The organism is Burkholderia sp. CpTa8-5 (assembly GCF_017815045.1).
Taxonomy (GTDB): Bacteria; Pseudomonadota; Gammaproteobacteria; order Burkholderiales; family Burkholderiaceae; genus Burkholderia; species Burkholderia sola.
This window is the reverse complement of record NZ_JAGIQD010000009.1, coordinates 162,068-175,761: the sequence shown is the minus strand read 5'-3', so window position 1 is coordinate 175,761 and position 13,694 is coordinate 162,068. Positions and strand designations below refer to the sequence as shown.

Below are 13,694 nucleotides of genomic sequence, written 5' to 3'. Positions count from 1 at the left end.
TCAACCTGTGGATGAGATTGGAGTCGATATGGCAACCATCAAAGTAGACGTCGTCAGCGCGGAAGAGCAGATCTTCTCGGGCGAGGCGAAATTCGTCGCGCTGCCGGGCGAAACGGGTGAGCTGGGCATTCTGCCGGGTCACACGCCGCTGATCACGCGGATTCGTCCGGGTGCGGTGCGCATCGAAGTCGAGGGCGGCAACGACGAATTCGTGTTCGTCGCGGGCGGCATTCTCGAAGTGCAGCCGGGCGCCGTGACGGTGCTCGCCGATACCGCGATCCGCGGCAAGGACCTCGACGCGGCGAAAGCCGAGGAAGCGCGCAAGCGCGCCGAGGAAACGCTGCAGAACGCGAAGTCGGATCTCGACCTCGCGAAAGCGCAATCCGAGCTCGCGACCGCGATGGCGCAGCTCGAGGCGATCCAGCGTCTGGCGAAGATCCGCAGCCGGCACTGAGCCGCGCCGCGTATCCCGCGAAAGAAAGCAGCCTTCGGGCTGCTTTTTTTTCGCCCGGCTTTTTCGTCTGTCTTTTTGCGGGCCGGATCGTATCGTCCGGTCGTGCTATTTCACCCGCCCGCCGCGATTCGATGTCAGAGTGTCGTCAGCGGAGCGCGGCATCATCCGCGCTGAGGCCGTCCGTCGCGATCGTCGCGGCGGAGGCGCGCGCGCAGCAGGCAGGCGCAGCACGCGCGCGGGCCGATCAGACAAAAACGGACGGAGACATCGATGGCAGCAGACCTTGGCAAGGGGGCGCTGATCGCGCCCGAAAACGGACTGTCCTACGTGCGCGGCGCGACCGACGTGCCGCTATCCGACGCGACGATCGGCCGGTTCCTGCTCGACACGGCCGGCCGCTTTCCCGACCGTCCGGCCGTCGTGTTTCGCGAGCAGCAGGTGCGCTGGACCTGGCGCGAATTCGCACACGAGGTCGACGTGCTGGCCGCGGGGCTCGCCGCGCTCGGGATCGTGAAGGGCGACTGCGTCGGCATCTGGTCGCCGAACCGCAGCGAATGGCTGCTCACGCAGTTCGCGACCGCGCGGATCGGCGCGGTGCTGGTCAACATCAATCCGGCCTACCGGCTGTCGGAGCTCGAATACGCGCTGAACAAGGTCGGCTGCAAGGCCGTGATCGCGGCCGAGCGCTTCAAGAGTTCCGCGTACGTCGAGATGCTGCAGACCATCGCGCCGGAGCTCGCGACCGCGACGCCGGGCGACCTGCATGCGGCGCGCGTGCCGAGCCTGCGCACGATCGTGTCGATGGGCGAGGTGGCGCCCGCCGGCATGTTCCGCTTCGCGGACGTGATGGCGCGCGGCCGCCAGGCCGTCGATCCGGCGCTGCTCGATGCGATCGGCGCGACGCTCGCGGCCAACGATCCGATCAACATCCAGTTCACGAGCGGCACGACCGGCAGCCCGAAGGGCGCGACGCTCACGCACCGCAACGTCGTCAACAACGCGCGCTCGATCGCGATGGCGATGCGTTTCACCGAACAGGATTCGCTCTGCATCCCGGTGCCGCTCTATCACTGCTTCGGGATGGTGCTGGCCGTGCTCGCCTGCGTGTCGACGGGCGCCGCGATGGTGTTTCCCGGCGAAGCGTTCGATCCGGTCGCGACGCTCGCGGCAGTGGCCGAAGAACGCTGCACCGCGCTGCATGGCGTGCCGACGATGTTCATCGCCGAACTCGACCATCCGGAATTCGCGAAATTCGACCTGTCGACGCTGCGCACCGGGATCATGGCCGGCTCGCCGTGCCCGATCGAGACGATGAAGCGCGTCGTCGCGCAGATGCATCTGTCCGAAATCACGATCGCGTACGGGATGACGGAGACGAGCCCCGTGTCGTTCCAAAGCTCGACCGACGATCCGCTGGAAAAGCGCACGACGACGGTCGGCCGCATCCAGCCGCATCTCGAAGTGAAGATCGTCGATCCGAGCGGCAACATCGTGCCGGTCGGCGCGACGGGCGAGCTGTGCACGAAGGGCTATTCGGTGATGCTCGGCTACTGGGATGACGACGCGAAGACGCGCGAGGTGCTGGTCGACGGCTGGATGCATACGGGCGACCTCGCGACGCTCGACGAGGACGGCTATTGCAACATCGTCGGCCGCCTGAAGGACATGGTGATTCGCGGCGGCGAGAACGTCTATCCGCGTGAGATCGAGGAATTCCTGTTCCGCCATCCGAAGATCCAGAGCGCGCAGGTATTCGGCGTGCCCGATGCGAAGTACGGCGAGGAGCTGTGCGCGTGGATCGTGCTGCGCGCGGACGAGCAGATGACCGAGGACGACGTGCGCGCGTTCTGCAACGGGCAGATCGCGCACTACAAGATTCCGCGCTATATCCGCTTCGTCGACGAACTGCCGATGACGGTGACGGGCAAGGTGCAGAAGTTCGTGATGCGCGAGCGGATGATCGACGAACTGAAGCTCGACGTGCAGAAGACTGCTTGAAGGGAGACGGTGCGAAAAAACGTGGCGGCCTGTAGGTCGCTACGTTTTCGATGGACGAAAAAAAGCGGGCTTATTAGCCCGCTAAAAACCACACGCTACGGGGTTAGCGCGAGGAGACCAAAGATGAAACCGGATCCGGCGGGGGCCGGAAACGACTCCAACAGGGATGCCCCTCGGAAGGGCTTCGGTACGTGACCGACTGGCTCGCAGCGCTTCGCGTCCGCTCACACTTGGCACACGAGACCGCATCCGTGTTGAAACCGTTGAGGCCCATTGTGGGCGAATTAATGACCCGTGGCGGTAACAAAGTGTTTCAGGTTGTAACGCCCGCCAGATAAGGCTTTCCGGGATTTTTTGCTGTTTTCGGGGTCCTGAAAAAGGTCATATTTACCCGTCTTTTCCACAGAGTTTTCATCGTATGCGCATCACGCGTTTTTCCTGCGTTTTCGCGTCAGTGAATTGCCCATTTGCACGCGTGAATGTGCATCGCGCGATAGATACCGCGCATGAGGATTCATTCGTCAGAAAGATTTTGAAACGTGATCGGCGCACGCGGTAGTCGGCCATTCGGCCAATTTTCGCGGTTTCACGCCGGTCGGCGTCACCGCAATCTGTAACGGCGGGGCGCCGGCCCGGCTGCAGAACACACCGCTTTCAGTCTTCGTCGGCGGCAACAACGGGGACGATTTCCATTATTGGCCGCCGAGGCCGCACGCGCTCGCGACTACTTCAGCCGACTACTTCAGCCACTTGTCCGCAATTGCCTGGTATTCACCGGTGGACAGCGCGAGATGCAGCCACTGGTCGACGTATTGCTGGAACACGACGTCGCCGCGCGGCACCATATACGCCTTCTCGCCGAACTGGAACGGTTTGTCCGGATGCACCGAGCAGAGGCCCGGATTCAGCTTTTGCTGCAGCAGCGTCTCGGACGCATCCGTCACCATCACGTCAGCCTTGCCCGCGAGGATCTGCTTGAAGATCGTCACGTTGTCCGGATAGACGCTCAGGTTCGCATGCGTGAAGAACTGCTTCGCGAAGCGCTCGTTGGTCCCGCCCGGATTCACGATCACGCGCGTATCGGGCCGGTCGATCTGCGCGACGGTCTGGTACTTGTCGGCATCCGCGCAGCGCACGATCGGCGTCTTGCCGTCGACCACGTACGGCTGCGTGAAGAACACGCGCTTCTGGCGCTCGAGCGTCGTCGACACGCCGCCCACCGCGATGTCGCACTTCGCGACGAAGTCGTGGGTGAGGTTCGGCCAGCTCGTCTTCACGTAGTCCGCCTTCACGCCGAGCGATTTCGCGAGCGACTCCGCCATATCGATGTCGATGCCCTCGAAGCGGCCGTCCGCGCGGTAGTACGAATACGGCTTGTAATCGCCCGTCGTGCACACGCGCAGCGTGCCGCGCGCGAGCACGTCGTCGAGCCGCGAGCCGGCGGCCGCGGCGCCCGCGGGCGCGGCCGTGGCCGCTCCCTGCGCGTGCGCGGCAGCGCAGCAAAACGCGGTGGCAGTGGCGAGCGCGGCAAGCGTGGCGAGTGTCTTCATCGTCTCCTCCTTCGTTTCGTTCGATATGAGCGTCCGATCATAACGGAGCCATCGCGCGCGTCATATGGCCGCCATCGCATCGGCATGCGCAGCCCGATCGCGGCTGTCCGGTAAAATGCCGCTTTGCCTTCGCTTCGTCGCTCCTACCGTGGCCCATAACCTGCTCAACGACACCTTCCTGCGTGCGCTTCTGCGCGAGCCGACCGACTACACGCCGATCTGGCTGATGCGCCAGGCCGGCCGCTACCTGCCCGAATACAACGCGACGCGCGCGCGCGCCGGCAGCTTCCTCGGTCTCGCGAAGCATCCCGACTACGCGACAGAAGTGACGTTGCAGCCGCTCGAGCGCTTTCCGCTCGACGCCGCGATCCTGTTCTCCGACATCCTGACGATTCCCGACGCGATGGGGCTCGGCCTCGACTTTCAGGTCGGCGAAGGGCCGAAGTTCGCGCATCCGGTGCGCACCGAGGCCGACGTCGCGAGGCTCGCGGTGCCGGACATCGAGGAGACGCTCGGCTACGTGACGGGCGCCGTGCGCGAGATCCGCCGCGCGCTCACCGACGGCCAGGGCCGGCAGCGCGTGCCGCTGATCGGCTTCTCGGGCAGCCCGTGGACGCTCGCGTGCTACATGGTCGAAGGCGGCGGCTCGGACGATTTCCGTACGGTGAAGTCGATGGCGTATTCGCGCCCGGACCTGATGCACCGGATCCTCGACGTGAACGCGCAGGCGGTGGCCGCGTACCTGAACGCACAGATCGAAGCGGGCGCGCAGGCCGTGATGATCTTCGATACGTGGGGCGGCGCGCTGGCCGACGGCGCGTACCAGCGCTTCTCGCTCGACTATATCCGCCGCGTGGTGTCGCAGCTCAAGCGCGAGCATGACGGCGAGCGCGTGCCGGTGATCACGTTCACGAAGGGCGGCGGGCTGTGGCTCGAGGAGATCGCGGCGACCGGCGTCGACGCGGTCGGGCTCGACTGGACGGTCAACCTCGGCGCCGCGCGCGAGCGCGTCGCGGGGCGCGTCGCCCTGCAGGGCAACCTCGACCCGACGATCCTGTTTGCGCCGCCGGCCGCGGTGCGCGAACAGGCGCGCGCGGTGCTCGACAGCTACGGCAACCATCCGGGCCACGTGTTCAACCTCGGGCACGGCATTTCGCAATTCACGTCGCCCGATCACGTCGCCGAACTCGTCGACGAAGTCCATACCCACAGCCGCGCGATCCGTAGCGGAGCGGCGGGCTGAACGCAAGCGCCGTCATGCTGCGCTGCGGGATGACGATGTTTCGTTTTTGAAACTAAACAGGACGCAACCCCGCTCCCGTTGCCGATTCGGTGCTTGTCAAGACTTGACTTATACACATTTTCCACGTTGCAGCGCGGTAGAGCCCCGTATCGGTCAATTTGTCTCGCTATGGTTGGGTAATTTGAATAGCAGCCTTATGGAATAAGGCTTCGCGGGGCACCGCCGGAAGCGGCGAAAAACAGCGGAAAGCACGGCCCGGCGCGCGTTGCGGCCATTGAGCGGCGAGTTCTCAACAAAGTTATCCACAGGCTGGGCAGGGTATACGGCGATTCCTAATGCGAATCCAAAACTTAGCGCCGAATCTGACGTTTTACTTTAAGTTCGCCGCCGCGATGCGGACGCGGATGCCGGCCGTCCGTATGCTGCGTACCGCCGCTCCCGGAGCGCGCGGATGAGCGGCACCTACCTGCGCGTGGCGCTCGACCATCCGCTCGCGACCCTGTTCGACTACCGCTGCGACGCGCAGCCGGTGCCCGTGCCCGGCACGCTCGTGCAGGTGCCGTTCGGCAAGCGGCAGGCCGTCGGGCTCGTCTGCGAAGTCACCACTCACACCGAGGTACCGCCGACGCGGCTGCGCGCGGTCGATGCGATCTGCACGGAGCTGCGGCCGCTGTCGGCGGACTGGCTCGCGCTCGTATCGTTCGCCGCCGACTACTATCAGCGCGGGCGCGGCGAAGTCGCGTTACCGGCGCTGCCGCAGGCGCTGCGCGACGCCGGGCGCTGGGGGCGGTTGCTCGCGCCCGAAGTGCGCTACCGGCCGACCGAAGCCGGCCGCGCGGCGCTGCCCGACGCATTGCCCGCGCGCGGCGCCGCGCTGCGCCGGCTCGCGCAGGCGCTGGCCGATACCGGTTCGTTGACGCTGCCCGACGCGCGTGCGCTGCATCCGAAGGCTGTCGCGACGCTCGACGACTGGGCGGCACGCGGCTGGGTCGACGTCGAAGAGATCGGCTGGGCCGATGCGCCTGTGGCCAACCCTGTGGATAACCTGTCGACAAGCAGTGGACGCGCTGTGCCGCCGGCGTTGACCGACCAGCAGGCCGAAGCGCTCGACGCGATCCGCGCGGCGCAGGGCTTCGCGCCGTTCCTGCTGCACGGCGTGACGGGCAGCGGCAAGACCGAGGTCTATCTGCATGCGCTCGCGTCGCTGCTCGACGCGCGGCCGGACGCGCAGGCGCTCGTGCTCGTGCCGGAAATCAACCTGACGCCGCAGTTCGAGGCCGCGTTTCGCGCGCGCTTCGCGGGCGCGCTCGCCGACGATGCGATCGTCACGCTGCACAGCGGGCTTGCCGAAGGCGAGCGGGCGCGCAACTGGCTCGCCGCGCACACGGGCCGCGCGCGGATCGTGCTCGGCACGCGGCTCGCGGTGCTCGCGTCGATGCCGACGCTTGCGCTGATCGTCGTCGACGAGGAGCACGAGCCCGCGTACAAGCAGCAGGAAGGATTGCGCTATTCGGCGCGTGACCTGGCGGTGTGGCGCGCGAAGCAGCTCGGCATCACTATCGTGCTCGGCTCGGCCACGCCGTCGCTCGAAAGCTGGTGGCAGGCCGAGCAGGGGCGCTACACGCGGCTCACGCTGTCGCGCCGCGCGGTGGCCGACGCGACGCTGCCGACCGTGCGGCTGATCGATCTCGAAGAGGAACGGCGGCGCGGGCGCGCATCGATGGGCGGGCTGTCGGGGCCGCTCGTCGCGGCGCTGAAGGCGCGGCTCGAACGCGGCGAACAGAGCCTCGTGTTCCTGAACCGGCGCGGTTATGCGCCGCAGCTCGCGTGCGACGCATGCGGCTGGGTGGCCGGTTGCCCGCGCTGCAGCGCGTACGTCGTGCTGCACAAGCCCGAGCATGCGTTGCGCTGCCATCACTGCGGCTGGGAAGCGCGGATTCCGCGGTCGTGTCCCGAGTGCGGGAACGTCGACATCGCGCCGCTCGGGCGCGGCACGCAGCGCATCGAGGAGGCGCTCGCCGAGACCGTGCCGGGCGCGCGGATCCTGCGGATCGACGCGGACAGCACGCGCCGCAAGGGCAGCGCGCAGGCGCTTTTTTCCGACGTGCACGCGGGCGAGGTCGACATCCTGGTCGGCACGCAGATGATCGCGAAGGGGCACGACTTCCAGCGCGTGTCGCTCGTCGGCGTGCTCAATGCCGATACCGCGCTGTTTTCGCACGACTTCCGCGCGAGCGAGCGGCTGTTCGCGCAGCTGATGCAGGTGAGCGGCCGCGCGGGGCGGGCCGGGCTGCCGGGCGAGGTGATGGTGCAGACGCGCTACCCGCGTCACGCGCTGTACCACGCGCTCGGCCGGCAGGATTACGTCGGTTTCGCGAATTCGCAGCTCGGCGAGCGTCGCGACGCGCACCTGCCGCCGTTCGTCTACCAGGCGCTGCTGCGCGCCGAAGGGCGTACGCTCGACGCGGCGCTCGCGTTCCTGCTGCAGGCCGCGGCCGCGTTGCCGGGGCTGCCGGGCGCCGAACGCGTGACCGTGTACGACGCGGTGCCGATGACGATCGTGAAGGTCGCCAACGTTCACCGCGCGCAGTTGCTCCTCGAAAGCGCATCGCGGGCGGCGCTGCAGCATGCGCTGCGCGCATGGTTGCCGGAGTTGCGCGCGCTGAAGGGCGTGCTGCGGTGGAGCGTCGAGGTCGATCCGCTGGATATCTGAGCGGCGCCCGCGCGGCTGTCGCGCGGGGCGTTGCCTGATACGGGAAGCCCGGGCCGCCGCGCGCCCGAATCGTCTCCCGTCTCCCGTCTCCCGTCTCGCGCCCGGCGCCCGGCGCCCGCACCCCACCGCGTCACACCGCCCAGTGCAACCCGTTTTTCGACTGCTTCCGCGCATGCCGAAGGTTGCACACGCGTACCGAATCGCCCCGATCAGGGAAAACACCGAGCCCCCGACCACGGGCAACCCCTAGGTTGCAACCTCATAAGTGGCTGATTATATTGACTAACTTATGGGTGCAACCCCTCTCTCAATTTGGTTGCACCTTTTTATTGCGTGCCGTAGGATTTCGCGCATCCTCTTACACCATACTGCCGGGCTCGCACCGGCGCACGAACCCACCATGGCAAGCACGACTCTCGGCGTCAAAGTCGACGACCTTCTCCGCTCGCGCCTGAAAGACGCGGCAGCGCGTCTCGAGCGCACTCCCCACTGGCTGATCAAGCAGGCGATCTTCGCGTATCTCGAGCGGATCGAGCACGGCCAGTTGCCGCCCGAGCTGTCGGGCCACAGCGGCGTGACGGAGCTCGCCGACGGTCAGTCCGCGGACGGCGACGACGACAACTCGCCGCATCCGTTCCTCGAGTTCGCGCAGAACGTGCAGCCGCAATCGGTGCTGCGCGCGGCGATCACGGCTGCGTACCGCCGGCCGGAACCGGAGTGCGTGCCGTTCCTGCTCGGCCAGGCGCGCCTGCCTGCGAACCTGCAGGCGGACGTGCAGGCGCTCGCGACGAAGCTGGTCGAGGCGCTGCGCGAGAAGAGCTCGGGCGGCGGCGTCGAAGGGCTGATCCACGAGTTCTCGCTGTCGAGCCAGGAAGGCGTCGCGCTGATGTGCCTCGCCGAAGCGCTGCTGCGCATTCCCGATCGCGCGACGCGCGACGCGCTGATCCGCGACAAGATCAGCAAGGGCGACTGGCGCTCGCACGTCGGCCACGCGCCGTCGCTGTTCGTGAACGCGGCGACCTGGGGGCTGATGATCACCGGCAAGCTCGTGACGACCAATAGCGAAGCGGGCCTGTCGTCGGCACTCACGCGCCTGATTGGCCGCGGCGGCGAGCCGCTGATCCGCAAGGGCGTCGACATGGCGATGCGCCTGATGGGCGAGCAGTTCGTCACCGGCGAAACGATTTCCGAAGCGCTCGCGAACAGCCGCAAGTACGAAGCGCGCGGCTTCCGCTATTCGTACGACATGCTCGGCGAAGCGGCGACGACCGAAGAGGACGCGCAGCGCTACTACGCGTCGTACGAACAGGCGATCCACGCGATCGGCAAGGCGGCCGGCGGCCGCGGCATCTACGAAGGCCCGGGCATCTCGATCAAGCTGTCGGCGCTGCATGCGCGCTACTCGCGCTCGCAACAGGACCGCACGATGAGCGAGCTGCTGCCGCGCGTGCGCGCCCTCGCGCTGCTCGCGCGCCGCTACGACATCGGCCTGAACATCGACGCGGAAGAAGCCGACCGCCTCGAGCTGTCGCTCGACCTGCTCGAGGCGCTGTGCTTCGATCCGGATCTCGCGGGCTGGAACGGCATCGGCTTCGTCGTGCAGGGCTACCAGAAGCGCTGCCCGTTCGTGATCGACTACCTGATCGATCTCGCGCGCCGCAGCCGTCACCGCCTGATGATCCGCCTCGTGAAGGGCGCGTACTGGGACAGCGAAATCAAGCGTGCTCAGGTCGACGGCCTCGAAGGCTATCCGGTCTACACGCGCAAGATCTACACCGACGTGTCGTATCTCGCATGCGCGAAGAAGCTGCTCGCGGCGCCGGACGCCGTGTATCCGCAGTTCGCGACGCACAACGCGTACACGCTGGCCGCGATCTACCAGCTCGCGGGCCAGAACTACTACCCGGGCCAGTACGAATTCCAGTGTCTGCACGGGATGGGCGAGCCGCTGTACGAGGAAGTCACGGGCCGCGACAAGCTGAATCGCCCGTGCCGCGTGTATGCACCGGTCGGCACGCACGAGACGCTGCTCGCCTACCTCGTGCGCCGTCTGCTGGAAAACGGCGCGAACACGTCGTTCGTGAACCGCATCGCCGATAAAACCGTGTCGGTGAAGGAGCTGGTCGCCGATCCGGTCGACGAAGCGTCGAAGATCGTGCCGCTCGGCGCGCCGCACGCAAAGATCCCGCTGCCGCGCCACCTGTACGGCGACGAGCGTCCCAACTCGATGGGCCTCGACCTGTCGAACGAACACCGTCTCGCGTCGCTGTCGTCCGCGCTGCTCGCGAGCGCGCACCACCCGTGGCGCGCGGCGCCGATGCTCGCCGACGACGCGCTCGCCGACGCGCCGGCGCGCGACGTGCGCAACCCGGCCGACCAGCGCGACCTGGTCGGCACGGTCAGCGAAGCGACGTCCGAACACGTGAGCGCGGCGCTCGCGCACGCGGTGGCCGCCGCGCCGATCTGGCAGGCCACGCCGGTCGATGCGCGCGCCGATTGCCTGGTGCGCGCGGCCGATCTGCTCGAAGCGCAGATGCACACGCTGATGGGCCTGATCGTGCGCGAAGCCGGCAAGTCGCTGCCGAACGCGATCGCCGAGATCCGCGAAGCGGTCGACTTCCTGCGCTACTACGCGGCGCAGATCCGCGGCGAATTCTCGAACGACACGCACCGTCCGCTCGGCCCCGTCGTCTGTATCAGCCCGTGGAACTTCCCGCTCGCGATCTTCATGGGCCAGGTGGCCGCGGCGCTCGCCGCCGGCAACACGGTGCTCGCGAAGCCGGCCGAACAGACGCCGCTGATCGCCGCCCAGGCCGTGCGCCTGCTGCGCGAGGCCGGCGTGCCGGCCGGCGCGGTGCAGCTGCTGCCGGGCACGGGCGAGACCGTCGGCGCGGCGCTGGTCGCCGATCCGCGCACGCGTGCGGTGATGTTCACGGGCTCGACCGAAGTCGCGCGCCTGATCAACAAGACGCTCGCCGCGCGCCTCGACCCGGACGGCAAGCCGATTCCGCTGATCGCCGAAACGGGCGGCCAGAACGCGATGATCGTCGACTCGTCGGCGCTCGCGGAGCAAGTGGTCGCGGACGTGATGCAGTCGTCGTTCGACTCGGCCGGTCAACGGTGTTCGGCGCTGCGCGTTCTGTGTCTGCAGGACGACGTCGCGGACCGCACGCTGACGATGCTCAAGGGCGCGATGCACGAGCTCGCGCTCGGCAACCCGGACCGGCTGTCGACCGACGTCGGCCCGGTGATCGACGCGGAAGCGAAGCAGACGATCGACGCGCACGTCGCGGCGATGAAGGACAAGGGCCATGCGGTCACGCAGCTGCCGATGCCCGACGCATGCGCGCACGGCACGTTCGTGCCGCCGACGCTGATCGAGATCGGCAGCATCGACGAGCTGAAGCGTGAAGTGTTCGGCCCCGTGCTGCACGTGGTGCGCTACCGCCGCAGCCAGCTCGACAAGCTGCTCGAGCAGATCCGCGCGACCGGCTACGGGCTGACGCTCGGCATCCACACGCGGATCGACGAGACGATCGCGCACGTGATCTCGAATGCGCACGTGGGCAACATCTACGTGAACCGCAACGTGATCGGCGCGGTGGTCGGCGTGCAGCCGTTCGGCGGCGAAGGGCTGTCGGGTACGGGGCCGAAGGCCGGCGGCGCGCTGTACCTGCAGCGCCTGCTCGCGACGCGTCCGTCGGGGCTGCCGCGTTCGCTCGCGGAGTCGCTGATCGCGGACGGCGCGGCCGATGGCGACGCGCGCGGCAATCCGGCGGCAGCGCTCACCGCGCTGCGCGACTGGCTGATCGAGCAGCGCGAGCCGGCGCTCGCCGCACGCTGCGACGGTTACCTCGCACAGGTGCCGGCCGGCGCAACCGCGGTGCTGACCGGCCCGACGGGCGAGCGAAACACGTATACACTCGGCCCGCGCGGCACGGTGCTGTGTGTCGCGGCCACGCCGGGCGGCGCGCGCGCGCAGTTCGCGGCGGTGCTGGCGACCGGCAACCGCGCGTTGTTCGCCGGCGCGGCGGGCGAGGCGCTGGTCGCCGCGCTGCCGGCGTCGCTGAAGGCGCACGCGGCCGTGCGCAAGCAGGCCGACGCGCCGTTCGACGCGGTGCTGTTCGAAGGCGACAGCGACGAGCTGCAGACGCTCGTGAAGGACGTCGCGCAGCGCCCGGGGCCGATCGTATCGGTGCAGGGCGTGTCGGCGGGCGCGTTCGAGAACGGCGACGCGGAAGACTACGCGCTCGAGCGGTTGCTGACGGAGCGCTCGGTGAGCGTGAATACGGCCGCGGCGGGCGGCAATGCGAATTTGATGACGATCGGCTGATCATCCTTGCCGTTCGGATCAAACAAAGGAAGCGGCCAGGCGATCCCGAAGCCGCTCCATTTACCCTGGTACCAAGGAGATGCTATGCAACACACGATGAAAAAAGTGGCAGGCGCGACGTTCGTCGCGGTCATGTCGCTGGCGGGGACGGCCCATGCGGACGACGTGAAGATTGGTTACGCAGGGCCGATGACGGGCGCGCAGGCGCACTACGGCAAGGATATGCAGAACGGGATCGTGCTCGCGCTGGAAGACTTCAACGCGACGAACCCGAAGATCGGCGGCAAGGCCGTGAAATTCGTGCTCGACACGCAGGACGACCAGGCCGACCCGCGCACGGGTACGACGGTCGCCCAGAAGCTGGTCGACGACGGCATCAAGGGCATGCTCGGCCACTTCAACTCGGGCACGACGATTCCGGCTTCGCGCATCTACGCGAACGCGGGCATTCCGGAAATCGCGATGGCGACGGCGCCGGAATACACGCAGCAGGGTTACAAGACGACCTTCCGCATGATGACGTCCGACACGCAGCAGGGCTCGGTGGCCGGCACGTTCGCGTCGAAGGATCTCGGCATGAAGAAGATCGCGATCGTCGACGACCGCACGGCCTACGGCCAGGGTCTCGCCGACCAGTTCGAGAAGGCCGCGAAGGCCGGCGGCGCGACGATCGTCGACCGTGAATTCACGAACGACAAGGCTGTCGACTTCAAGGCGATTCTGACGAAGCTGAAGGCGGCGAAGCCGGACCTCGTCTACTACGGCGGCGCGGATTCGCAGGCTGCGCCGATGGTCAAGCAGATGAAGGCGCTCGGCATCACCGCTCCGCTGATGAGCGGCGAAATGGTGAAGACGCCGACGTTCCTGAAGATCGCGGGCAACGCGGCCGAAGGCACGATCGCATCGCTGGCCGGCCTCCCGCTGGAAGAAATGCCGGGCGGCAAGGCTTACGCCGACAAGTACAAGAAGCGCTTCGGCGAAGACGTGCAGACGTACTCGCCGTACGCGTACGACGGCGCGATGGCGATGCTGAACGCGATGAAGAAGGCCGATTCGACCGATCCGGCGAAGTACCTGCCGGTGCTCGCGAAGACCGACATGGCCGGCGTCACGTCGACGCACGTCGCGTACGACGCGAAGGGCGACCTCAAGAACGGCGGCATCACGATGTACAAGGTCGAGAAGGGCGACTGGAAGCCGCTGAAGAGCATCGGCGGGAAGTAAGCAGCCTTTGATGTGACGCGCGGCCGGCGGCGCATGTCGCTGTCCGGCCGGTCGTGTGAAAAAGCCACCGGGCCGTCGGGCCGGGTGGCTTTTTCTTTGGCGGTGCACGGCCTTTGGGTTCGTTTTTCATCCGGCTTCCCTGTCTCAGTAAATGGAATGGCTGCCTAGAGACGCTATTC

Annotated in this window: 7 protein-coding genes; 6 read left to right on the top strand and 1 reads right to left on the bottom strand. The window is 67.3% G+C overall.

What is annotated here, in order from left to right; all coding sequences use genetic code 11:
* The first annotated feature begins 28 nt into the window (after positions 1–28).
* Both J8I35_RS16400 and J8I35_RS16395 read left to right on the top strand, forming a co-directional pair.
* Positions 29–454: a F0F1 ATP synthase subunit epsilon gene (locus tag J8I35_RS16400; protein ID WP_006477288.1), complete on the top strand. Its 426-nt coding sequence runs from the start codon at positions 29–31 to the stop codon at positions 452–454.
* Positions 455–724: 270 nt separating this feature from the next.
* Positions 725–2,452 carry an AMP-binding protein gene (locus J8I35_RS16395; RefSeq protein WP_209926206.1) on the top strand — a complete coding sequence of 576 codons (1,728 nt, stop codon included), beginning with the start codon at positions 725–727 and terminating at the stop codon, positions 2,450–2,452.
* Positions 2,453–3,189: 737 nt separating this feature from the next.
* Here the strand turns inward: J8I35_RS16395 and J8I35_RS16390 are convergent.
* The gene (locus J8I35_RS16390) at positions 3,190–4,002 is read right to left on the bottom strand and encodes a transporter substrate-binding domain-containing protein (RefSeq protein ID WP_209926205.1); all 813 of its coding nucleotides are present in this window, start codon (positions 4,000–4,002) and stop codon (positions 3,190–3,192) included.
* A 148-nt stretch (positions 4,003–4,150) separates the two neighbouring features.
* Between J8I35_RS16390 and hemE the strand changes: the two genes are divergently transcribed.
* The 4 genes from hemE (at position 4,151) to J8I35_RS16370 (ending at position 13,515) form a co-directional block, all read left to right on the top strand.
* The gene (hemE, locus tag J8I35_RS16385) at positions 4,151–5,245 is read left to right on the top strand and encodes a uroporphyrinogen decarboxylase (RefSeq protein WP_290369655.1); all 1,095 of its coding nucleotides are present in this window, start codon (positions 4,151–4,153) and stop codon (positions 5,243–5,245) included.
* 451 nt (positions 5,246–5,696) lie between these two features.
* The gene (locus tag J8I35_RS16380) at positions 5,697–7,958 is read left to right on the top strand and encodes a primosomal protein N' (protein ID WP_209926204.1); all 2,262 of its coding nucleotides are present in this window, start codon (positions 5,697–5,699) and stop codon (positions 7,956–7,958) included.
* A gap of 400 nt (positions 7,959–8,358) precedes the next feature.
* On the top strand, positions 8,359–12,291 hold the full coding sequence (gene putA, locus J8I35_RS16375; RefSeq protein ID WP_209926203.1) for a trifunctional transcriptional regulator/proline dehydrogenase/L-glutamate gamma-semialdehyde dehydrogenase: 3,933 nt from the start codon (positions 8,359–8,361) through the stop codon (positions 12,289–12,291).
* Between the two features lie 84 nt (positions 12,292–12,375).
* Positions 12,376–13,515: a branched-chain amino acid ABC transporter substrate-binding protein gene (locus J8I35_RS16370; protein WP_050015844.1), complete on the top strand. Its 1,140-nt coding sequence runs from the start codon at positions 12,376–12,378 to the stop codon at positions 13,513–13,515.
* Positions 13,516–13,694 lie beyond the last annotated feature (179 nt).

Excerpts from the sequence above, each read along its gene's own strand:
- J8I35_RS16390 (WP_209926205.1), bottom strand. The coding sequence starts at position 4,002 with ATGAAGACACTCGCCACGCTTGCCGCGCTCGCCACTGCCACCGCGTTT.
- J8I35_RS16400 (WP_006477288.1), top strand. The coding sequence starts at position 29 with ATGGCAACCATCAAAGTAGACGTCGTCAGCGCGGAAGAGCAGATCTTC.
- putA (WP_209926203.1), top strand. The coding sequence starts at position 8,359 with ATGGCAAGCACGACTCTCGGCGTCAAAGTCGACGACCTTCTCCGCTCG.
- J8I35_RS16395 (WP_209926206.1), top strand. The coding sequence starts at position 725 with ATGGCAGCAGACCTTGGCAAGGGGGCGCTGATCGCGCCCGAAAACGGA.
- J8I35_RS16380 (WP_209926204.1), top strand. The coding sequence starts at position 5,697 with ATGAGCGGCACCTACCTGCGCGTGGCGCTCGACCATCCGCTCGCGACC.
- J8I35_RS16370 (WP_050015844.1), top strand. The coding sequence starts at position 12,376 with ATGCAACACACGATGAAAAAAGTGGCAGGCGCGACGTTCGTCGCGGTC.